The sequence below is a fragment of the Stenotrophomonas sp. YJH_SMC_73 genome, assembly GCF_059370155.1.
Window position 1 is genome coordinate 102,721 of the sequence record NZ_JCAFTJ010000006.1, and the last position, 21,910, is coordinate 124,630.

General features: G+C 62.5%; 16 protein-coding genes. 6 read left to right on the plus strand and 10 right to left on the minus strand.

The features are described from left to right. Positions 1 to 2: 2 nt before the first annotated feature. Both rfbB and AC5P8R_RS11535 read right to left on the minus strand, forming a co-directional pair. Positions 3 to 1,058: a dTDP-glucose 4,6-dehydratase gene (gene rfbB, locus AC5P8R_RS11530; protein ID WP_142235411.1), complete on the minus strand. Its 1,056-nt coding sequence runs from the start codon at positions 1,056 to 1,058 to the stop codon at positions 3 to 5. A 68-nt stretch (positions 1,059 to 1,126) separates the two neighbouring features. Further along, positions 1,127 to 2,344, minus strand: a complete 1,218-nt coding sequence (locus tag AC5P8R_RS11535) for an ArnT family glycosyltransferase (RefSeq protein ID WP_169412132.1) — start codon at positions 2,342 to 2,344, stop codon at positions 1,127 to 1,129. 247 nt (positions 2,345 to 2,591) lie between these two features. Here AC5P8R_RS11535 and AC5P8R_RS11540 point away from each other — a divergent pair, with 247 nt between their 5' ends. The 6 genes from AC5P8R_RS11540 to AC5P8R_RS11565 all read left to right on the plus strand — a co-directional run bounded on the left by AC5P8R_RS11540 (position 2,592) and on the right by AC5P8R_RS11565 (position 9,999). After that, complete coding sequence (locus tag AC5P8R_RS11540) at positions 2,592 to 3,338, plus strand: electron transfer flavoprotein subunit beta/FixA family protein (RefSeq protein WP_014035896.1); 747 nt, start codon at positions 2,592 to 2,594, stop codon at positions 3,336 to 3,338. Beyond that, the gene (locus AC5P8R_RS11545) at positions 3,338 to 4,276 is read left to right on the plus strand and encodes an electron transfer flavoprotein subunit alpha/FixB family protein (RefSeq protein WP_014645853.1); all 939 of its coding nucleotides are present in this window, start codon (positions 3,338 to 3,340) and stop codon (positions 4,274 to 4,276) included. The genes AC5P8R_RS11540 and AC5P8R_RS11545 overlap by 1 nt, the downstream gene beginning before the upstream one ends. A 146-nt stretch (positions 4,277 to 4,422) precedes the next feature. Further along, positions 4,423 to 7,104 carry a sulfatase-like hydrolase/transferase gene (locus tag AC5P8R_RS11550; protein WP_495223426.1) on the plus strand — a complete coding sequence of 894 codons (2,682 nt, stop codon included), beginning with the start codon at positions 4,423 to 4,425 and terminating at the stop codon, positions 7,102 to 7,104. A gap of 106 nt (positions 7,105 to 7,210) precedes the next feature. Then, a complete protein-coding gene (locus AC5P8R_RS11555; RefSeq protein ID WP_053494813.1) occupies positions 7,211 to 8,617 on the plus strand; it encodes a UbiA family prenyltransferase in 1,407 nt (468 codons plus the stop codon). 29 nt (positions 8,618 to 8,646) lie between these two features. Continuing rightward, on the plus strand, positions 8,647 to 9,024 hold the full coding sequence (locus AC5P8R_RS11560; RefSeq protein ID WP_053494798.1) for an SMR family transporter: 378 nt from the start codon (positions 8,647 to 8,649) through the stop codon (positions 9,022 to 9,024). 3 nt (positions 9,025 to 9,027) lie between these two features. Further along, complete coding sequence (locus AC5P8R_RS11565) at positions 9,028 to 9,999, plus strand: NAD-dependent epimerase/dehydratase family protein (RefSeq protein WP_069118022.1); 972 nt, start codon at positions 9,028 to 9,030, stop codon at positions 9,997 to 9,999. Between the two features lie 193 nt (positions 10,000 to 10,192). Here the strand turns inward: AC5P8R_RS11565 and AC5P8R_RS11570 are convergent, their stop codons facing one another. The 8 genes from AC5P8R_RS11570 to AC5P8R_RS11605 all read right to left on the minus strand — a co-directional run bounded on the left by AC5P8R_RS11570 (position 10,193) and on the right by AC5P8R_RS11605 (position 21,864). Next, positions 10,193 to 11,554: a glucosyltransferase domain-containing protein gene (locus AC5P8R_RS11570; protein ID WP_188239221.1), complete on the minus strand. Its 1,362-nt coding sequence runs from the start codon at positions 11,552 to 11,554 to the stop codon at positions 10,193 to 10,195. Positions 11,555 to 11,920: 366 nt separating this feature from the next. Further along, the gene (locus AC5P8R_RS11575) at positions 11,921 to 13,186 is read right to left on the minus strand and encodes a glycosyltransferase (protein ID WP_126411698.1); all 1,266 of its coding nucleotides are present in this window, start codon (positions 13,184 to 13,186) and stop codon (positions 11,921 to 11,923) included. Beyond that, positions 13,183 to 16,737: a polysaccharide pyruvyl transferase family protein gene (locus AC5P8R_RS11580; protein ID WP_495223427.1), complete on the minus strand. Its 3,555-nt coding sequence runs from the start codon at positions 16,735 to 16,737 to the stop codon at positions 13,183 to 13,185. The genes AC5P8R_RS11575 and AC5P8R_RS11580 overlap by 4 nt, the downstream gene beginning before the upstream one ends. Continuing rightward, positions 16,737 to 18,029, minus strand: a complete 1,293-nt coding sequence (locus tag AC5P8R_RS11585) for an ABC transporter ATP-binding protein (protein ID WP_053494792.1) — start codon at positions 18,027 to 18,029, stop codon at positions 16,737 to 16,739. Before AC5P8R_RS11585 ends, AC5P8R_RS11580 begins: the two co-directional genes overlap by 1 nt. Continuing rightward, positions 18,029 to 19,276 (minus strand): glycosyltransferase, encoded by a 1,248-nt coding sequence (locus tag AC5P8R_RS11590; RefSeq protein WP_053494791.1) that lies wholly within the window; start codon positions 19,274 to 19,276, stop codon positions 18,029 to 18,031. Before AC5P8R_RS11590 ends, AC5P8R_RS11585 begins: the two co-directional genes overlap by 1 nt. Next, a complete protein-coding gene (locus AC5P8R_RS11595; protein ID WP_069118025.1) occupies positions 19,260 to 19,865 on the minus strand; it encodes an acyltransferase in 606 nt (201 codons plus the stop codon). Before AC5P8R_RS11595 ends, AC5P8R_RS11590 begins: the two co-directional genes overlap by 17 nt. Before the next feature lie 15 nt (positions 19,866 to 19,880). Next, positions 19,881 to 20,663, minus strand: coding sequence for an ABC transporter permease (locus AC5P8R_RS11600; RefSeq protein WP_053494789.1), 783 nt, complete (start codon positions 20,661 to 20,663; stop codon positions 19,881 to 19,883). A 28-nt stretch (positions 20,664 to 20,691) separates the two neighbouring features. Further along, a complete protein-coding gene (locus AC5P8R_RS11605; protein ID WP_053494788.1) occupies positions 20,692 to 21,864 on the minus strand; it encodes a cystathionine gamma-synthase in 1,173 nt (390 codons plus the stop codon). Between the last annotated feature and the right edge of the window lie 46 nt (positions 21,865 to 21,910).

A 21,910-nucleotide genomic window follows, 5' to 3' on the forward strand; every position in this document is an offset into this window, starting at 1 on the left:
GTTCAGTCCGTGGTGCCGATGCGCTGCAGGCGGTAGCTGCCGTCGAGCACGCCGTTGACCCAGTCCTGGTTGTCCAGGTACCAGTCGACGGTGAAGGTGATGCCCTGCTCGAAGGTGTAGGCCGGTTCCCAGCCCAGCTCGTTCTTCAGCTTGGAAGCATCGATCGCATAGCGGCGGTCATGGCCAGGACGGTCGGTGACATAGGTGATCTGGCTGCTGCGCGGCTTGCCGTCCTCGCGCGGACGGCGCTGGTCCAGCAGTGCGCAGATCGCCTGCACCACTTCGATGTTCTGCTTTTCCGAGTTGCCGCCGACGTTGTAGGTCTCGCCGACCTGGCCCTTGGCCAGCACGGTGCGGATCGCTTCGCAGTGGTCGGACACGAACAGCCAGTCGCGCACCTGCTTGCCATCGCCGTACACCGGCAGCGGTTCGCCAGCCAGCGCCTTGGCGATCACCAGCGGGATCAGCTTCTCGGGGAAGTGATACGGGCCGTAGTTGTTGGAGCAGTTGGTGGTCAGCACCGGCAGCCCGTAGGTGTGGTGGAACGCACGCACCAGGTGGTCCGAAGCGGCCTTCGACGCCGAGTACGGCGAATTCGGGGCGTACGGGGTGGTTTCGCTGAACCTGCCGGTCTCGCCCAGGGTGCCATACACCTCATCGGTGGACACATGCAGGAAGCGGAAGGCCGCCCCTTGTCCGGCCGGCAGCGCCTTCCAGTAGTCGCGTACCGCTTCAAGCAAACCCAGGGTGCCCACCACATTGGTCTGGATGAAGGCGCCTGGGCCGTCGATGGAGCGGTCCACGTGGCTTTCGGCGGCGAAGTTCAGCACTGCATCGGGCTGGTGCTCGGTCAGCAGGCGGGCGACCAGCGCGCTGTCGCCGATATCGCCCTGCACGAACACATGCTGCGGGTTGCCGTCCAGGCTGGCCAGGGTCTTCAGGTTGCCGGCGTAGGTCAGTGCATCGAGGTTGATGACCTTGACGCCGCGTGCGACGGCCTCGAGAACGAAGTTACCGCCAATGAATCCGGCACCGCCGGTGACGAGCCATGTGGGCACTACCTGTTCTCCTGATTGGTACGGGTTGGGACGTGTCTGCAGCGAAGGGTTCGGAGGACCACGGGATATCAAGCGTTGATCCGGCTGGGCAAGCGTAGCCTGCCCGCGGCGGCAATGATGAACAGCGCCCCTGGGACCAGTGGCAGGAGGTAGCGTCCCTGCCCCTCGAACAGCAGGATCGACACCATTCCCAGGCCAAGTGTGGCCACGGCAAGCCAATGAACGGGCTGCCAGCGGCGCAGGTGGAGGCAGATGCGCAGCAGCGCAACCATCGTCCAGGCCGTCAACGCAATGTTGAGTGCCAGCGTCAACCTACCCAGCCACACCGGAGCACCGCCTCTCTCCAGGAACGGCCAATGCAGGAGGCTGCCGACATCGAACGATCCGCGCACGCGCAGCAGCGCCAACTCCAGGAAGCGGCCGGGGTGTTCGGAAATCCAACGGCGGCCAATTGCTGAGCCAATCACGTCGGCCGCAGGCGTCCAGTGGCGGAGCTTCCAGTCCTCGCTTTCTCCGCTGAAGAACCCTTGGGGAAATCCAGCATCGGCGAACCGGGCCTTGTCGTCAGCCTGGAGGGGGACATCCTTCAAGGGCATCCACCCGCCATGCGCATTGGCATCGTTGTTGTTGACCATCAGCACATACCCGCTGTTTGCACTGACGGGCACAAACTGGCCGAAAAGAACTGCGTTGCGCAGGGTCCACGGCCCCAGTACCAGCAGAAAACCCAGCACCACCATGCTGATCCGCCGCCAGGTGGCGATGCGCATCCCATCACGCAGGAGCAACGCCAGTGCCACGGCTCCCGGCAACGGCAGCATCTGTGGCCGGTTCAACGCGGTAAGTGCCAGCACGGCTCCCAGCAGCAGCCATCGGCCCGGAAAACGCACGACCGCCACAAGCATGCCGAACACGGCAAGGAACAGTGACAGCGATTCGGTACCCAGTACATTGCTGTAGGCGACCAGCGCCGGATGGAATGCCAGCACTGCCAGAGAGGCAACCTGCCAGGCCGGGCGCAGCTGGAGGCGCACCCCCAGACCGACCCACGAAACCAGCGTGCCGGCCCAGAGCAGGACATTGAGAATCTTGCCCGCGCCCACGTTCACGCCGGTGAGCATGAACCAGGCGCCGAGCACTCCGGGGTACAACGGAGGCTGGGACACATAGGAAATGCCTGAAATCCGGAAGCCGCCACCGCTGGCAACGCTGCTGGCAACCTCCAGATAGCGGCCGAAATCGGCAACGGGCTGCAAGGGGATCCATTGCACGAACAGCAGGCGCATGGCCACACCAGCAACGGCAATCGCCAGCAGCAGGCGGTATGGAGGGGGCGAGGTCAATGAAGGCATGTGGCGGGGCAGCGGAACCGGCCGCTAGAGTAGCCATTCAGGCGACGTGGATACAGGACGACGTTTCACCATACGCATTCGCATGGTCGACAAAGGCCAGTTAGAATCGGGGTCCCACCCCCGAACCGGTTGCTGTGCGAGGACCGGACGTTCTCTCCGTTATTGAAGGACCCCGTACCAGATGAAAATCCTCGTCGCGTACAAGCGCGTGGTGGACTACAACGTCCGCATTCAGGTCAAGCCGGACGGTTCCGGCGTGGTCACCGACGGCGTCAAGCTGTCCCCCAACCCCTTCGATGAAATCGCCCTGGAAGAGGCCCTGCGCCTGCGCGACAAGGGCATCGCCAGCGAAGTCGTGGTCGCCACCATCGCCCCGGCCGATGCCCAGGCGCACCTGCGCAACGGCCTGGCCATGGGCGCCAACCGCGCCGTCCATGTGGTCACCGACCAGGCCATCCAGCCGCTGACCGCCGCGCGCACCCTGCTCAAGCTGATCGAGAAGGAACAGCCGGACCTGGTGATCCTGGGCAAGCAGGCGATCGACGACGACGCCAACCAGACCGGCCAGATGCTGGCCACGCTGTGGGGGCGCCCGCAGGCGACCTTCGCCAGCAAGCTGGACATTGCCGACGGCAAGGCCACGGTGACCCGCGAAGTCGACGCCGGCCTGGAAACGCTGGAAGTCGATCTGCCGGCCGTGGTCACCACCGACCTGCGCCTGAACGAGCCGCGCTTCATCAAGCTGCCGGACATCATGAAGGCCAAGGCCAAGCCGCTGGAGACCCTGCAGCTGGCCGACCTCGGCGTTGAAGCCGCCGACACCTTCAAGACCACCCAGTACGCCGCGCCGTCCAAGCGCAGCAAGGGTGTGATGGTCAAGGACGCGGCCGAACTGGTTGCCGCACTCAAGCAGAAGGGGTTGCTGTAATGAGCAGGATTCTCGTCATCGCCGAGCACCACGACGGCAAGCTCAACGCCGCCACCGCCAAGACCGTCAGCGCTGCTGCCGCCATCAGCGGCGCCAGCATCGACGTGCTGGTGCTGGCCGCCGATCCGGCTGCCGTGGCTGCCGAGGCCGCGAAGATCGCTGGCGTCGCCAAGGTCCTGACCGTGGCCAACGCTGCCAACGCGCAGGCCATCGCCCAGGTGCTGGCACCGCAGATCGCGCAGCTGGCCAAGGGTTACACCCACGTGTTCGGCCCGTCGACCACCTTCGGCAAGGACCTGATGCCGTGCGTGGCCGCCCTGCTGGGCGTCAACCAGGTTTCCGACCTGATGAGCGTTGAAGGCAGCCACACCTTCAAGCGCCCGATCTACGCCGGCAACGCGATCATCACCGTGGAAGCCCCGGCCGACCAGATCGTGGTCGCCACCGTGCGTGCCGCCTCGTGGCCGGAAGCCGCCCAGGGCGGCAGCGCGACCATCGAGGCGGCCAGCGTCGATGCTGCCCTGCCGACCCACACCCGCTTCGTCGGCCTCGCCGCTGGTGCCAGCGACCGCCCGGACCTGCAGAGCGCCAAGCGCGTGGTCTCCGGTGGCCGTGGTGTCGGTTCGGAAGAGAACTTCAAGGTCATCTTCCAGCTGGCCGACAAGCTCGGTGCCGCCGTCGGTGCCTCGCGTGCTGCGGTTGATGCCGGCTACGTGCCCAGCGACCTGCAGGTCGGCCAGACCGGCAAGATCATCGCCCCGGAACTTTACGTGGCCGTCGGCATCAGTGGCGCCATCCAGCACCTGACCGGTATCAAGGATGCCGGCACGATCGTCGCGATCAACAAGGATCCGGATTCGCCGATCTTCGAGATTGCCGATATCGGCCTGGTGGGCGATCTGTTTGCAATCCTGCCGGAGCTGGAAAAGGCGCTGTAGTCGAAACCTGCGTAGCAACTCGCAGGGTGGGCAGACATTGCCCACCCTGCCACTCGTCAAAACATGTCGGCATATTGCAACACGCCTTTTGCGCTGTCTTGATTCTGTAGCATTTCCCCTCCCATCGCTCCAACCGGAGGGAGAGAATGCAGATGGCGATGAAATGCCTGTTTTTTGCGGCATGGATCGGAATGCTCGCGTTGCTTGCGCGACATTGCACACATGGACAGCGATGGAAGCTGCTGGTCACTGCGCTCTGCGGAGCACTGCTGGCGATCTGGCTTTTCATTGATGCACTCAGTGGCAACGGCATCGATTACGCCGTGATCTATCATCTGCGCGCAGGCATGCGCGGCGCAGGCGCCGCTGATTTCAGCTTGCCCATCGGCCTGCTTTCGGCAGCACTGGTGGCATGCCTGGCCCTCGCTTTCATGCCCCGCCTGCATTCGGCACGGAGGTGGGCACCCGCCGGTCCCCTGTTCGCGGCTTCTCTGCTGGCGACGCTGGTTTTCAATCCGATCGTCTACGACGTCGCGACACTGGTACGCCAGGATCGGCAGGCACGTCTTGCACCGGCACAAGGGGACCAGTACGTACGTCCCGACGCCCCGCTCGGGAATCACCGCAACGTGGTGATTCTCTACGCCGAAAGCTTCGAGCGCACCTATCTCGATGAGTCGCGATTCCCTGGCCTTGCGCCAGAGTTGAACAAGCTGCGCAGCGAGGCCGTGGATTTCCGGCACGTGGACTCGCGCGAAGGCGGCACGTGGACGATCGCCGGCATGGTCAGTTCCCTGTGCGGCGTCCCCCTTTCCCTCAGCCAGGACGCCAATGGCTATGCAAGCATCGGCCGCTTCCTGCCTGGCGCGTACTGCCTGACCGATCACCTGCGCGAGCGCGGATACGACGTCGAGTTCATCGGAGGCGCCGCTTCTGATTTCGCTGGAAAGGGACAGTTCCTCGCCAGCCACGGCTTCGGCACGGTACGCGATCGCTCCTATTTCAAGAGCCTGAAGCTGGGCGACAACCGTTTCTCGCCATGGGGCGTCCACGATGATGTCCTGTTGGATGCGCTCTGGGACCGCTTCGCTGCGCTCTCGCAGCAGACCACGCCTTTCGCCCTCGTCGGCCTGACTCTGGATACACATCATCCAAGCGGACACATCCCCCATGCCTGCCTCGATGTCGCCTATGAGGGGCTTGGCCAGCGCAGGCCGATGCTCGACGCAATCCATTGCTCGGACCGACTGGTTGCTGATTTCGTACGCCGCATCCGCGCCAGTCCCTACGCTCGCAATACAATCATTGTTGTTGCATCGGACCATCTGGCCCTGCCCAACGACATTGCCGACCTGCTGCGAGATGCTGATCGCAGCAACCTTCTTCTCATGTTCGGCAGCGACCTGCGCGCGAGGCAGGTTGATCGACCCGCGACCACCCTCGATACGGGCGCCTCACTGCTTGATGCCCTGCAAGGGGGAGTGGCACTCGGCTTTGGCCGCTCACAGCTTTCCGTGAAGGGCGCAGGTACTTCATTGAGTGTCCGACCCGGTCGGGAACCAGATGCCAGCGAGGACCACCTGCCAGGTTTCATGGCCTATTCCAGCACGCTATGGGAGCTGGGCCGGATCGACGATCACCTGCAGTTGGTGGATGGCGTCATCCAGTTGGGTAAGCAGACGCTGACTCCGCCCTTGGCCATCGCTGCCGATGACCGCGGCCGAATTGCCCAGCTTGGCACGAACGGCATCCGCTCTGGCCACCTTCTGGCCGGCGGTGATTCCCACCAGGTCCTCTACATTGATCGTTGCTTTGCGTTCGACGAACGGCAGCCCGCCGATGAGTGGTGCCTGTGGGGGAGCGCTGACGGAACGGCTCGCGTGGTGTCACAACAATCGCTCAAGGCCGGCGCGTTGGTGCCGGAACTGCTGCAGGCTGCACGCGAAGCGCCCCCGGCGTCCCAGCTGCGCAACGATTTCATCATCCGCACCCACTTCGATGCGAGCCATACGATCGTCGGTGAAGCGATGGATGGAAAGCTGTTCTCGCAGGGTGCGGAAGGGACCTTGGCCTATGGCGCCTACCAGGATCTGTGCGCAGGCAACTACACCCTCAGCCTGCAGGGCGTGGCCCACCCCGCCAACGGTGCCTGGGCCGACGTCGTTGCCAGTTACGGGGCACAGACCTACGACCGCCATGCGCTGCTGGACAAGGCCGATGGACGTGACGGGACGATGCTGGAAGCCAGGTATGTATTCCCTGAAGACCTGCCCCTGGCTGAAGTCCGTGTCGGCGTATCGCCAGACGCTGCGGTGCGACTGGATGGCTATACCCTGCTGCCTGCCTACGAGGCACTGCCTGTGGGATCGTCGGTGGATTTCAGCGCCGATGCCAGCAATCGTTTCATTTCCTGTGGCTGGCACGGTCCCTCTCCCCAAGGGCGCAGCGTTCGTGGCGCGGCCGCCTCGCTACGACTGCGCCTGCCATCCGAGCCCGCCCGGCTGCAGGCAGTCCTTTCACTGTCGGCGCAGTCACCTCGCGAGCTCACGGTGCTGGCCAACGACGCCCCGCTCGGCTTGCTTCAGATCGAAGCAGGGACGCGTGAATACCCCATCGACCTGGCAGGCCTGTCCAGCGCCGCCGGCGGGCAGCTCACCTTGACGCTGGTGCCTGGACAAACGACCTGCGCTACGGAGGACTGCGAGCTGATTACCCTGCACCGTCTGCACTTGGCCCCGGCTGCGACGGCTCAACCGGCTGCTCCAGCCTGTCCCGGGATGCGCTGCCTTCACGCCCCCGCGCTGGTACCTGAATCTGTCGCAATGTAACTCCCCCTCGTATACTCCCCGCACTATTGGATGAGGGGAACTGCGGCATATGTCGCATCACAATGATGTACCGGCTGGATCCGGTGAGTTGACGCCGGGAGCAGCCCTGTGCGTCGATCTGGACGGGACGCTGCTGCGTAGCGACCTGCTGTACGAATCACTGCTGGCCCTGCTGGCGCGCAACCCGCTGTTTGCTTTGCTGGTACCGTTCTGGCTGCTGCGCGGCAAGGCCTATGTTAAGCGCCAGCTCGCTTCCCGGGTGGCCTTGCAGGTTGAAACCCTGCCATACGATGAGCGTGTCGTGGCCATGCTGCGCGCGACACCGCAGCGTCCGCGTGTCCTGTGCACCGCCTCGGACCGGCTGTTGGTCCAGCCGATCGCCGATCATCTCGGCGTTTTTGACGAGGTCATCGCCAGCGATGGGGCCCGCAATCTGGCCGGGCACGCCAAGGCTGAAGCCCTCGTCGAGCGCTATGGGGAACGGGGGTTCGACTATCTCGGCAACCACCGCGTTGACCTGCCGGTCTGGAAGCACGCCGCAGGTGCTGTCGTCGTCAACGCCACCGGATCGCTGGCAAACCAGGCCCGCGCGCAAACCCGGTTGATCGACCACCTGCCTGGACAGCCCGGAGGGCTCCGCACCTGGATCAAGGCCCTGCGGCTGTACCAGTGGCTGAAGAACCTTCTGGTACTGGTTCCACTGCTTACCGCGCACCGTCTGTTCGAACCAGAAGCCGTAGTAAACGCGGCGCTCGCCTTCCTTGCCTTCGGCCTGTGCGCATCCGGCGTTTACCTGCTGAACGACCTGCTGGATCTGGCGCCAGACCGGCAGCATCCACGGAAGCGGAAGCGACCATTCGCGGCCGGGACCTTGCCCCTGTTTCATGGCCTGGTCGCCACCCCCTTGTTGACACTGGCCGGTTTCGCACTGGCGCTGTGGACAAGTCCTGCGTTTGCACTGGTCCTGCTGATCTACTTCATCACGACCCTGGCCTATTCGTTCACGCTCAAGCGCATCGTGATGATCGATGTCGTGGTGTTGGCGGCGCTTTACACCGTGCGGATCATCGGCGGCGCTTTTGCAATCGATTCGCCACGGTCATTCTGGCTGCTCGCGTTCTCGATGTTCATTTTCCTCAGCCTTGCCCTTCTCAAGCGCTATACCGAACTAACCGCGGCTGCAACGCAGGGAAAGCAGAAAGCCTCCGGTCGCGGATACTCCGTGGCCGATCTGCCGCTGGTGCAGTCATTCGGGACAGCTGCGGGCTACATCGGCGTTCTGGTCTTCGCCCTCTACATCAACAGCCCTGACAGCCTCAGACTGTACGCCACGCCCCAAGTGCTCTGGCTGCTCTGTCCTGTGCTGCTGTACTGGATCAGCCGTGCCTGGTTTGTCGCCCACCGGGGCGACATGCATGATGACCCCATCGTGTTCGCAGCGCGCGACCGCGTCAGCCAGGGCGTCGGCCTCGCCGGGCTGATCATCGTAATGGCGGCGACACGCCACTGGTAATGCCTCCTCATCATTCCAAAGTTGATCGCATGTATCTCAAATTCATCCCACTCATTCTGTTCTCCGTAGCCCTCAATGCGAGTGCGCAGCTTTTTCTTCGCAAAGGCATGCCGAATGTTTCGCTGGTGACCAACCAGGGCGTGCTTGAGCTCGCACAGGGCGCCATCCGCGTTGTCCTCAATCCGTGGGTCTTCAGCGGACTGTCGTGCTATGCGATCAGCATCGTGCTTTGGATGTACGTCCTCTCCAAGGTCCAGGTGAGTTTCGCTTATCCCTTCCTGAGCGTGGGATACGTGATTGTCGTTGGTGCTGCATATCTGTTCTTCCGTGAACCGGTCAGCGTAATGAAGCTGGCTGGAATCGCGCTGATCTGTGCTGGCGTCGTTCTCGTCGCGCGTGGGGGCTGAGCCGTGACCAAGCATATTGTCATTGGTGGCTCAGGCTTCACCGGATCGCATCTCGTCCGGACCCTCCTTGCACAGGGCCAGCAGGTTCAGACCGTTGACCTGCTGCCTCTGCCTGCAGAATTCTCCGGCAGGGTCGTCCATCACCAGCTGGATATTCTGGATACTGCGGCGCTGTCGCGCGTGCCATTGGATGAAGGTGATGTCGTCCACCATCTTGCGGCAAGGCAATTCCATAACGCCGTGCCGGCAAAAGAACAGGACGCCTGGTTCGCCGAGGTCAACGTTACCGGTACAGCCAATGTACTGAAGTGGATGCGTAAACTGCGCCAGCCACGCTTGATCTATACCAGCACGGACATGGTGTACGGGCTGCCGGAATCGCTGCCTGTACCTCCAACGCACCGACGCAACCCGTTGGGGCCGTATGGACGCAGCAAAGCGGCGTCGGAACAACTGTGCGAACAAGCACGAACCGAGGGCTACCTGATTACCGTCCTGCGTCCACGCATGATTGTGGGCCCCGGACGCTTTGGCATCCTGATCAAGCTGTTCCGGCTGATGGACCTTGGCCTTCCCGTGCCAACCATCGGCAGCGGTCGGAACCGCTACCAGATGATCGCCGTGGAGGATGTCGTCAGCGCAATTCTTGCTGCGGTCGAGAAGGGATTCCCCGCCGTCGCACTGAGCTTGGGATCGGGCGATGCACCACCAGTTCGCCAGTTGCTGCGCAATACGATCAAGCGTATCGGCTCGCGCTCGATTGTAGTGCCGGTACCCGCCAAGCCGTTGAAGATGACCCTGTCGCTTCTGGAAAAGCTGGGCAAACCGCTGCTGCATCGGGAGCAGTATCAGATCGCCGACATCAACTACGTGGTCGACATTGCACCTACGCAGGAAGTTCTGGATTGGCATCCCACACGCAATGACGAGGACATGCTCGTTGCAGCGTACGCACATTACCGGAAGCAGATCTGAATGATCTGCATGGAGGGACCTGGATCGGGTCGCCTCCGTATCAGTGGCCTCGCCGGAGAAAAGTCCGGCGAGGCGGGATAGAGATCAGCGCGGCAAACCACCACGATGCTGCCCCAGCAAGGAAATGGCGATGACCTCCTTGCACGGGAGCCGCTGCGATCTACGTCGGGCCGGACGCACTGGCGGCGCCTGATCAGTCATCGCTATAGACGATGACCGCGCCACCCTTTGCATCCTGGAAGAGCCTCAGTCGCCCTTCACCCAGCCCGGTTTCATTCACGGCGTCACCTTCCACCGCCATCGCGCACACTTCTGCCTCGTGCGTCCGGCAATCAACAAAACTCCTGGCCCCGGTAGCCACCACCACCGAATTCATCAAGTATTCGTTGTTGAAAGTGGCAGCTGGCTCTTTGCCACCCGGCATGCGGCCGGAAACCGCCAGTACTGAATACCGGTCTGCCGGCAATGGCAATAGCGTGTGGATCTTCTCAAACAGGAAGGAGGTCGTTTCCACCTGGGTCTGGAGGAACGTACGGGCCTGTGCTTGGAATCCAATACCGCCCGCCAGCAGGAGGAGGAATACGACCGCCCGTGAGATACGATTCCCGCCTCCAAGAAGGCCGAAAAACAGCGCCAGTCCAAGTACCAGCGCGATCAGGCTGCGCGTGGTAATTACTGGTGCCAACGGAATCGAGAATGCGTGGAACGCCGCAGCGACCATTGCGAGCGTCAACAGGATCTGGATTGAACCCTTCCGGCGAACGGCGAATGGAACGAGCAGCAGCACGGTTGCCAACAGCAACCAACCATCCAGGTTCGAGGCCTTGCCAATGGAAGCTACACACTTCCCGAATGATCCAATGACGTAGCTTACGTTCTGCCATAAAGAGGGAAGATCCTTGGCCGGATGTGGCGATCGCCAGTCATCCACCTGCGGACCGAAATGCCCTGCCAGCAGCAGCAGCATCATCGACATGACCAAAGCGCCGAGTACCGCCCCTCCCACCCAGCTGAGCGTGTGTTGCAACCACAACCTCCATCGATCTCGAGCACTCCGCTGTTCGGACGCGAATTCGCCGATGAACAGGAGCGGGACCAGGAAGTAGTAGCTCTGCATCGTCCCGAACAGAAGGATCCCGAGCGCCGCATAGACCGCAACCGGTGCTATCGCCACTCGCCGCGTGACCACCTCGGCCAGGATCAGGACTGCAACTGCCGAGAACGCAGTGGCCGGCCACATGCTTTGTTCCACGACTGGCGGAGAGATCGAAACGACGGCCGAAATGATCAGTGCCAGTGCAACCGACAGGCCTGCGCGGCGCGCAATGCGATAGACCAGCAAAAGATGTGCGGCGATATACGCGGCGAACCAAGCCGACGCGTCAATACTGACAAGCACATCCTTGAAGATGTAGTTCAGCCACCGGCCATCCTGCAACAGCTTCAGCTGGAAATAGTGGTTGTAGTGAACTTCATCGTGACCGAACACATGCAGATTCGATAGTTGGCTATAAGCGGATGCCACGAGCAGCATGGACAGAAGCGCAGCCACCATCTTGAATCCGCCATGGCTCGGGGCATCAGTGCACATCGAGTGCAGCTGCGACCGCGCCCGCCCAGCCAAGTTACTCCAATCCATATCTTCCCCTAACTCCAGATTCGCCCAACTGAATTTGACCGGCCTAGCATCATCCAGGCCGAGGTACCGATGGCGGTGAACGGGCCCAATCGGCTCTTTGACTGCCCTGAAGACGTCGTATCCCGTGCGGAATGCTACTCGACTGGATGATGGCCAAGCCAACCCTTTGTGAGCCAACGGCATGGTTGGGCAGGCCCGCGCGGCTACCTGCAGCCGATCCAGCGAGCGATAGGGCACATTGCCCCATGGACAGTCTCGTGCATCACAGGACTTCACTCCCGATCAGGAATGCAGCAGCAGGTGCCTGAGCCTTTGCACGAATTGACGATGGTCATAGTGTTCCGCCAGGAACAGGCGCGCCTTGGTAGACGCGGCTGACCAAGCCTGGTCGTCTTGATCCAGCGCCTGGATGGCAGCAGCAAACTTCGACGGGTCATCGGTAGTCGGCAGTATATCCTCGACTCCAGCCAGGCCCTGCGCGGCCGCACCGGTCAAGATGATTGGAACACCCTGCCCTATTGCCTCGATCACCTTCCCCTTGACCCCGCCGCCGAAACGCAACGGCGCGATGACCAGGCGCGTAGACGCGTAACAGCGCTCCAATGCAGCATCATCGATGCGACCGAGAATACGCACCGTGTCAGAGGCATGCTGGGGCACACGGTAGTTCTCCATACCGGAGCCCACCACGGTGAGGACCGGCGCCTGTCCCCCCCGCTGAAGCAAGGGCAGCACCTTGTGCAGAAACCAGTCCAGACCATCTGCGTTTGGTGCATGCGCCATGCTGCCAACGAACAGCAATCCCGATCTTTTGCCCGGGCCGGGCGTGTGCTGCATGGATCCTGCATCCACGGTCCACAGCGGGAACATCTCGCCGTTCCCGGCCAAGCCGCGATCAGCAAGGTAACGGTTCACTGTTTCAGCCTCATCTTTAGAGGGATACAGAACTACGTCGGCATTTCTCCACGCCCGCTGTTCCACCACTCTCATCAACAGACACTGCCAATGATCGGCAAGGGTGGCCTTGGACGTAGCACGCATCAACTGCAACCGCAGATAGTGGATGTCGTGCCCGTAATAGAGATGAGTACCGGCAATCGCCGCGCGCAGGACCGGTAGATACATGGCCGCGATCAGTGGGCGGCTTGACACCGACCCGATGAAACTTCCTCCGAACGTCGCCAACCATCCGTCCAGTGCCCCCGTTTCCCGTCGACTCAATGGGGTGATGCCTCTCCCTTCAAGGGCAGCTCTCCCAGCTGCGGAGGGCTCAATCGTTGCCGACCAGAAGACGACCTCCATGCCGGCATCGACCAACAGGTCAGCGAAGCATGAGATCGCGCGCGATCCCGCATCACGGTCAATCTCGGGAAAATCATGGTCCACGAGGAGCACCCGCGGGCGTTCCGTCGACGGAACCTCCGCGGGTGTTCCTGTGGACCGTGACATCGACCAGCGACTGTACAACCCAGGGCCGAACATCAGCATGGCTTCCAGCAGCCGTCGCTTGACCTTGCCCCACCCCATTGCCGTCTCTGCCTCGCTCAATGCCAGGACTTGAGGTCCACGAAGAACTCCGGATACCCCTTCCACTTGTCGCGGAAGTAGGCTGCGTTGCGGTTGAACAGCCGCTTGTAGCGCTCGCTGCCCTCGCTGGCACCGGTAGTCTGGTGCGGCTGGTGACGGACACCGGCCAGGTCACGGAACGCCACCGAATAACCAGCCTTCTTCACCTGGAAGCAGATGTCCGTGTCTTCGAAGCACGTAGGGTCGTAGAACACATCGAAGCCTTCCAGACGCTCGAACAGGTCACGGGCAATGAACATGCAGCTGGTCCCCAGGAAACCCACGTCATCGCGGTATCCCTTGATGCGGGCCTCGTTGTTCATGCCGCGATTGGGAAGGTAGTCGGAGATGGGTCCACCCAGGTCATCACGCGTGGCGTCGAACCATCCTGCATTCCAGCCGATGGTGCCGACACCGGGGTTGGCCGCCAGGATGTTCACGGCTTCACTGAAGCAGGACGGAGAGGTCAACCACTGGTCGGAGTCGAAGAACGCAATATAACGGCCGGTGGAATGCTTGACGCCCAGGTTGCGACCCGAGGAGCATCCATTCTCACTGTTGCGCACAAGCTTCACCTTGGCATGCCCTGCGTACAGCGATTCAACCAGTTCGGCGCCGCCATCGCTGGACTGGTTATCGACAACCACGATTTCCTGCAGCCATTCCCCGGCGTGCTCCAGCAACGTGCTCACGCAGCGCTCAATGATGCGGCGGTTGTTGTGGATCAGCACAACCACGCTTACCGACAGCGGATACTCCGGTTGCATCAACTGCTCGACATGGCCCAGCCAGGCGTGGCGGGCGATGAATGCGTAGTCTTCCGACGCAGTGGCGCCGGCCAGCTGTGCGGACAGCTGCGCGGCATCCACCCGATGCAGGTTGGGCGACGGTGCGAATGACGGCAGCGCATCGACAAACACCGGCTTCTCCAGCAGCAGCGCCGCCATTGACAGGTCGGCAAGGCGCGTGCGGTCCCCGGCCCCGCCGACGATGACAACCGCATGCGCGCCGGCGATCAGCGGAGCCATCTGCTGCGGCTGCCACGACCAATCGAGGGCACGTACCTGGCGGCTGTCGCGGCCATCCACGTTCATTCCCGTGACATGGAAAACGAGATCGGGGGACGCCTTCAGCGCGGCATCAAGCCAGGCGTCGCCGTCTCCGCCGAGGACAACGAACAGGACATGTTGCCGCCCGTCCTCATATGCCTGCGGCAGCCCATGACTGCGGTAGGAGTCGAAGATTTCATTGTCTCCAGCCGCGCCCAGGAAGCGCGACGGCAGGCCATCGACCTTCTGCTCCGGGGTTCCGGTGACAACGCGATCAGTAAGGACGCGCAGTTCCGCGGACAGAGAATCCGCACCGAGTGCAGCGAGGTCGACGATCACTTCGGCACCGCGTTCACGTGCCGACCGGGCCAGGCCCAGCGCCTCCGGCGATGCATCGGCAAGCAGAACGCGAGTACCCTCGGCGCGCACTTCCTGCAGCCAGGCGTGCGCATCGACAGCGAGACGCGCCGGCAGGCCGCTGCCGTCGTCCGGCCAGGCACTTCCATCCACCGCGGTGATGCGCACGAAGAAGCCGGCACGATCGCCCGCCTTCGCGAAGTGCATCGCCCGGTTGGGCCAGCCGTCGGTGGTCAACGTGTTGGCGATCACCAGCAGGCGTTCGCGGCGAACCGGTCGCACCATCGGCGGTGGCGGTTCCGCCATCTGTTGCGTGGCAGCGGTCTGAGGAACACCCAGCGTCTTCATGCGTCGCGGGATCTGTTGCAGTGCGACCTTCAACCCGTGCCGCCTCCAGACCGAAGCCAACTTGAAGGGGGCGGCCAGCAGGCGCACCAGGTCGCGGCGAAGCAACTGCAGGAACCTACGCAGGCGACGCCAGAGATTCAGCGCATCGGCGGTCTCCTGACGGCTGCGCGCCAGCTCGGCCTGCACCTGTTCGATTTGCTGCAGCAGGATCGCAATGTAGACCTCCTTGTCATCAATATAGGCCTGCTTGCCTGCCAACTGCTGCTGGATCTGCTGCAGCATCTGCGCACTTTCCTCCTTGACCTGCTGCAGTGCCTGCGCACTTTCCTCCTTGATCTGCTCCAGTGCCTGCGCACTTTCCTGCCTGATCTGCTGCAATGCCTGCGCATTCTCCTGCAGCTGGCCTTGAGCCGCATCCAGGCGGACCATGTCTTCATTCATCTTCTTTTGCTTCTCGACAAGTTGCTGCGTCAGGTTTGTGTTCTGCGTCGTCTGCTCGGCAAGCTGATGGTCCCGGAACAGCAGTAGATCGTGGGCACGTTGGCTCTGCTGCCGGGTCTGTTCAAGCTCGACCAGTGCCTGTCGCAACCACAGTGACAACCAGTCTGTGGAGGTTGCGTCGAAGCGAAGGGGCACCGGCGGCAGGGAGGAGCAGCCGTCGAGCAGCTGCAGGTGCGCGCTGGCGGACACTTCCAGGCTGTCCACCACCTGCGGATCCGGCCGCCAGGCTTCGGTGACCAGCGATTCGATCGCCTGCACGAAGCGCTCCGGGCCATCGTCGATCGACAGCCTCAGAATCGACGGCATTCCAGCCATCGCATGGGCATGCGACAGCTTGTCGTCGTACTCAAGGCCTGCGGTGGGCTTGCCCGCCAGCAGGGCAAGGATACTGGCATGCAGGCGCATGGACAGCACCGCGTCAGCGCTGGCGATTGTCTGCCAGGTCGCATCCGTTGTTGCCGGTGCGATCAGTTCATCATTGCTGCGCCCGGGTAGCTGCTGGCGCAGCGATTCGATCAAGGGCAGGTCGGACGTCGCGCCACTGCCTTCGGTATGGGCCTGGAACGCCACCCATTGGATCCGCCATCCTGCAGGAACTGCAGTGCGCAACGCCTCCACCAGGGACGTTTTCCACTGCCCCTTGTCCCATTCACGCACCACCACCGCCAGTACCTTGCTCTGCGGCTGGCCTGCATCATGCGCAGCCTGTTGCGCCGGCAATGGGTGATAGCGGCGGAACAACCATCCCGGATCGGCGGCAACGAGGATATCCCGATCCACGCCGATCTGGCGCAGCAGTGCCTTGGATGATTCATCCCGCACGGATACGGCGGCCGCATGCTGGAACAACTCGCGCACCAGGGTGCGTGCGCCCTCTGAACTCAGCGGCCCAACCCCCTGCCCCCATACGATTGTCGGCACTCCCAGTTGCCGCGCGAGCAGCATCGGCCGTGCATAGCCGGAAATGTCGTTCGCATAAGGGAGGTACACCGCATCGAGGTTGAAGGGATGATGGTCCTGGAAGATGCCGCCGCCCCCCATCACCAGTACGTCGCAATGCATCAATGCACGAGCGATGTCCCCGACATTGGCAAACTGCACGGCATCCACACCATGCATGCGGCGGGTCAACGAGGGATCGATGCTGGCAACCACCGGCTCGCCGCCCAGTTCGCGGATGCGACGGACCAGCAGGTCCAGCAGCACCTCGTCGCCCACGTTGGGTGCCCCATAGAAACCCACGACCAGGGCCCTGAATACTGGCTTGGAGTGCGTCATCATGCAGTTCTCACTGGTGCGGTGAAGCGAGGGGCGGGAGCAAGCCAGCCATGACCGGAATGGGGCTGAGGCAATACATCCACATGGCCCGCGTAGGGCACGCGTGAGTGACGGTGGTACTCGCCCGTGTCGAGGTCACCGATGCCCAGTGCCAGCACATAGCGGTTGCCGGTGACATTCAACGTCAACTGCCAGTCGAAAACATAATCGCCCGGTTCCGTCGGCAGCGGCGAAAGGCTCATGTTCTGGGTGGTGCCAGCCCACAGGGCGATGTCATCCACGCTCTTCAACTGAATTCCATAGCAGGGCTGCTCGATACGCCGGCGTACATGGATGGCGACCTTCACCAGTACTTGTTCGCCATGGCCGAACGTCGTCCTTGGCTGCCCCTGCAGGTCGAGAATCTCCACGCCGGTGATTTCGCTTGCCGGCAATGCCGCAGCGTCTGCAGGCAGGCCATCGTCCTGCAAGCTGGCAAGGGCCTCGTCCGCATAGATCACGGCTCCGCCTTCTTCGTCCACCAGGTCGTCGGCATACTTCTTGACAACCTCGCGGCACGGTCCGTCCAGCACGACCCGTCCGCGACGCAGGTAGATGCCCCGGTCGCAGTATTCCAGCAGGGTATTGGTGGAGTGGGTAACCAGGATGATGCTGACGCCTTCAGACTGCATCTTGCGAATGCGGGTAAGGCACTTGGTCTGGAAGGCGGTGTCGCCCACTGCCAACGCTTCATCCACAACCAGGATATCGGGTGACACGTGGATCGCCACGGCGAACGCGAGCCGTACGAACATGCCCGAAGAGTAGGTCTTGACAGGCTGGTCGATGAATTCACCGATATCGGCGAATTTTTCAATTTCAGGCATGAGGCGGGTCATGTCCGCCGAACCCAGGCCGATGATGGCACCTGCCAGGTAGACGTTGTCGCGCCCGCTGAATTCCGGGTTGAAACCAGCGCCCAGTTCCAGCAGCGCCGATACCCGCCCGTTGACGGTCACGCTGCCGGTATTGGCCTGCAACGTACCGACCAGGATCTGCAGCAGCGTCGACTTGCCGCTGCCATTGCGGCCGATGATTCCAACAGTTTCGCCCGGCGCGATGTCGAAGTTGATGTCGTCCAACGCATGGAACACGCGCGCCGGCTGCGGCTGCATGCCCACCAGGCGCCGGAGCCGGTTTGCTGCCGGCTGCAACAGGCGCTGCGCCGGACGGTCGAAAATGCGGAAGACCTTGCCGACACCACGTACCGAAACCACCGGCGCAGCCGTCAACGGCGTATCTGCTGCCTGCATCACATCACCCCCGCATGCCGATAGGCGGCTCGCTTGGCGTCCAGGCTTGCCTGCTGTGAATACTCGCGCGCCATGAGATCCTGCCCTGCCGCCGACAGAGCTGCCAGTCGCGCTCGGTCCTGCGCGCATTCCAGCAATGTACGGGCAAACCCTTCTGCGTCATCACGCACCAGGATGTCCACGCCGTCGGTCGCGCCGATGCCCTCGCACCCCTTGCTGGTGCTGAGTACCGGGATGCCGGCAGACATCGCCTCGACGATCTTGACGCGGATGCCGCCGCCGGACAGCAGTGGCACCATCAGCAGATGCGCTTTGTCCAGCAGCGATTGCAGGTCGTCGACGAAGCCATGCACGAGAACGTTGCGGCCGTCATGCAATGCCTGCAGCGCCTCCGGAGGATTGCCGCCGCAGAAGTGCAGAACAATCTTCCGCTCCTGCAACTGGCCTGCCAGCAGCGGATGGATCTTCTCGGCAAACCAGGTCACCGCCTCCGCATTCGGGTACCAGCCAAAGCCTCCCATCCACAGTACGTGGAAGACATCATCCGGCTTGTCTTCAAAACGCGTGGTACCCAACGGAAAGTGCAGCGGCATGAGGTAGCGCGGGACCTTGTCGGTAACCCGCGACATGTCATGGCGAGAGATGAAGGTCATCGCCGAGAACCCGAAGGCATTGTCGATCTCGACAGCCTTCGCGGCTCGCCGGCTTCGGCTGGCAACCCATTCCATGAAACGCAGCTTCCATCCGGTCAGGCCTGCCGGCATCCAGAACGGAAAAATGTCAGCTTCGATGTTGTGGCTCAGCAGGATGCCCGGCACCTGTGGCAAGAATCGACGGAAGAACGCCAGATGGGTCGAGTTGACCTCGATCGCATCGATGCCCTGTTCCCGGACGATGCGACGTGCAGCCGCAACGGCGCTGCGGCTGTAGTAGCTGGCATCGATGAAAGGCAGACCCTGCAGTGCCTGCCGCGCCATCGACAGGGCTCGCTGCACCTTGGGCAGCTCGAACGGCATCTTCGGACGAGGCTCGAGATGGACCGACCGGAACACTTTGTCGTAGAGCGCGCGATGCTGCTCGACTTTGCGTCGGTCGGCGTCGCCGCCGACGTAGCAGAACAGGTGGTAGTCGATCTCCTCGGCGAACGGCAGAACTGCGTTCACCGCATAGATGTCGCCCCCCGTCACCGCCGGCAGCGAAGGCGCCAGCATGAACACGAGGACTTGTTTCTTAACCTGCGGTTTCATCGAAGATATCCGAATCAAAATACGGTGAGAACCTGGTGAGGTACTGGATATCCCGGTTGCGTTCACCGATCTTTCGGGCGGGTACGCCACCCACCACCTCATACGGTGCCACGTCGCGTGCCACGACCGCACCCGCCGCAACCACGGCACCTTCGCCGATGGTCACGCCCGGCAACAAGGTGGCGCGGGCACCGATCCAGGCATGGTCCTGGATGGTGACCACGCCACCAATCGCGGGAAAGGTCGGTGCGTTGTGGTCATGGTGCAGGCTGAGGATGCAGGTCTGGAAGGAAACATTGACGTTGTTTCCAACAACCACGCCTACCCGGCCATCCAGATACACCTCCCGGTTGATCACGCAGTTGTCACCGATGCTGACGTGCGCGCGCACCGGATAACCGGTGACGAACCAGCGCATGCTGACGTGCGTGTCCTTGCCGATCGCCACCTTGAGCACGCGGGTCAGATAGAACCGGCGAACACATTCGATCGGAAAGCGGGCAACGACATTGTTGCCGAGGTAGTACTTCAGCCCCATAAGCACATAGAAGAAACGCTGGCGAAGAAGCCATTGCTTCAGGCGACTCATCGTGCAAGCTCCTTCTTAAAGGACATCAGCGAATCCACACTTCGTGCGACGGAACCAGACCATTCCCAGCAGGCAGACCACAGACGCGGCAGCAAACTGCCCCGCCAGCTGCCACCAGTCCGGCAGCTGACCGAACACCGCGACGGCACGGGCCTGCTCGATGATCGTCGTAAGCGGATTGGCCAGGAAGAGCGGGCGGATGTACTCGGGAATCTTGGTGACCGGGAAGAACACTGGCGAAATGAACAGCAGGATCTGCGAGAAAACACCCACCACCTGGTTGACGTCCCTCAGGTAAACGCCCACAGACGCCAGTATCCAGCTGATGCCCAGCGCATACAGCACCAGGGGGACCATCACTACCAGAATCAACGGAAAAGTGACCGGAACACCGTTCCCGACGAACACCAGTGCAAGCGCCAGAACGCTCAGACTGATGAACCAATGGAACAGCGCCGATGAACAGGAAACGATCGGCAGAATGCCGATCGGGAACACGACCTTCTTGACGTAGTTGACGTTTCCCGTGATCAATCCCGGCGCGCGGTTGATGCATTCGGCGATGAATCCATGGAGGATCAGGCCGACGAACAACAGGATCGCAAAATCCGCCTGACGCTGTGGCTGATCGCCCCAGCGAACTTTCAGGATCACCGAGAAGAACAACGTGTATACGCTGAGCATCAACAGCGGATTGACGAAGGACCAGAACAAGCCGAGCACTGAGCCCTTGTAGCGGCCACTGACTTCACGCCGGGTGAGCTGGAAGATGAGACCAGCCAGATTCGAGGCACTCATGCGTCAGACACCATGGACAATCCGACGGTCACTGAAGTGCCCTCTCCAGATCCACCTGCAGATCCCCCAGCTCCTCCACGCCCACGCTCAGCCGCACCAGCGCATCGCTGATGCCCAGCTGTTCACGGCGCGCGACCGGAATCGAGGCATGGGTCATCACCGCCGGATGGTTGACCAGGCTTTCAACACCGCCCAGCGACTCGGCCAGGGTGAACAGTTCGGTCTTCTCGCAGAAGCGCTTGGCCGCCTCGAACCCGCCCTTGAGCACGATCGAGACGATGCCGCCGTAGCCGGCCATCTGCTTGCCGGCCAGTTCATGCTGCGGGTGCGAGGCCAGGCCCGGGTAGATCACCTTCTCCACCGCCGGGTGCTTTTCCAGCCATTGGGCCAGCGCCAGCGCGTTGGCGCAGTGTGCCTTCATGCGCAGCGGCAGGGTCTTCAGGCCGCGCAGGGCCAGGAAGCTGTCGAAGGGGCCCTGCACGCCCCCCACCGAGTTCTGCAGGAAGGCCATCTGCTCGGCCAGTTCGGCGTTATCGCCGACCACGACCATGCCACCGACCATGTCCGAGTGGCCATTGAGATACTTGGTGGCCGAATGCAGGACCAGGTCCGCACCCAGTTCCAGCGGACGCTGCAGCATCGGCGAGGCGAAGGTGTTGTCGACCACTACGATCAGGCCATGGCGCTTGGCGATGGCGGCGACCGCGGCGATGTCGACGATCTTCAGCATCGGGTTGGTCGGGGTCTCGATCCAGACCATCTTCGTCTTCGACGTGATGGAGGCTTCGAATGCCGCCAGATCGGTGAGGTCGACGAAGCTGAAGTCCAGCCCGGCGGTGCGGCGACGCACGCGCTCGAACAGGCGGAAGCTGCCGCCGTAGATGTCGTCCATCGCCACCACGTGGCTGCCAGCGTCGAGCAGCTCGATCACGGTCGAGCTGGCCGCCATGCCCGAAGCGAAGGCAAAGCCGCGGGTACCGCCTTCCAGCGAGGCCACGCAGCGCTCATAGGCGAAGCGGGTCGGGTTGTGGGTACGCGAGTACTCGAAGCCCTGATGCTCGCCCGGGCTGGACTGGGCATAGGTCGAAGTGGCGTAGATCGGCGGCATCACCGCGCCGGTGCTGGGGTCGGGCGACTGGCCGCCGTGGATGGCCAGCGTGGCCAGGGCCAGCGCGCGGTCCGGGGAAGAAGCGTTGGACATGTCGTTTCCTGATTGGCGCCGATGACCGGCACCGTCGAAGGAGCGG

Bases quoted from the DNA above. Each gene is read 5' to 3' on its own strand.
- AC5P8R_RS11535 (WP_169412132.1), bottom strand. From the start codon at position 2,344: ATGCGCCTGCTGTTCGTGCAATGGATCCCCTTGCAGCCCGTTGCCGAT.
- AC5P8R_RS11540 (WP_014035896.1), top strand. From the start codon at position 2,592: ATGAAAATCCTCGTCGCGTACAAGCGCGTGGTGGACTACAACGTCCGC.
- AC5P8R_RS11545 (WP_014645853.1), top strand. From the start codon at position 3,338: ATGAGCAGGATTCTCGTCATCGCCGAGCACCACGACGGCAAGCTCAAC.
- AC5P8R_RS11550 (WP_495223426.1), top strand. From the start codon at position 4,423: ATGCAGATGGCGATGAAATGCCTGTTTTTTGCGGCATGGATCGGAATG.
- AC5P8R_RS11560 (WP_053494798.1), top strand. From the start codon at position 8,647: ATGTATCTCAAATTCATCCCACTCATTCTGTTCTCCGTAGCCCTCAAT.
- AC5P8R_RS11570 (WP_188239221.1), bottom strand. From the start codon at position 11,554: ATGGTGGCTGCGCTTCTGTCCATGCTGCTCGTGGCATCCGCTTATAGC.
- AC5P8R_RS11580 (WP_495223427.1), bottom strand. From the start codon at position 16,737: ATGACGCACTCCAAGCCAGTATTCAGGGCCCTGGTCGTGGGTTTCTAT.
- AC5P8R_RS11585 (WP_053494792.1), bottom strand. From the start codon at position 18,029: ATGCAGGCAGCAGATACGCCGTTGACGGCTGCGCCGGTGGTTTCGGTA.
- AC5P8R_RS11590 (WP_053494791.1), bottom strand. From the start codon at position 19,276: ATGAAACCGCAGGTTAAGAAACAAGTCCTCGTGTTCATGCTGGCGCCT.
- AC5P8R_RS11595 (WP_069118025.1), bottom strand. From the start codon at position 19,865: ATGAGTCGCCTGAAGCAATGGCTTCTTCGCCAGCGTTTCTTCTATGTG.
- AC5P8R_RS11600 (WP_053494789.1), bottom strand. From the start codon at position 20,663: ATGAGTGCCTCGAATCTGGCTGGTCTCATCTTCCAGCTCACCCGGCGT.
- AC5P8R_RS11605 (WP_053494788.1), bottom strand. From the start codon at position 21,864: ATGTCCAACGCTTCTTCCCCGGACCGCGCGCTGGCCCTGGCCACGCTG.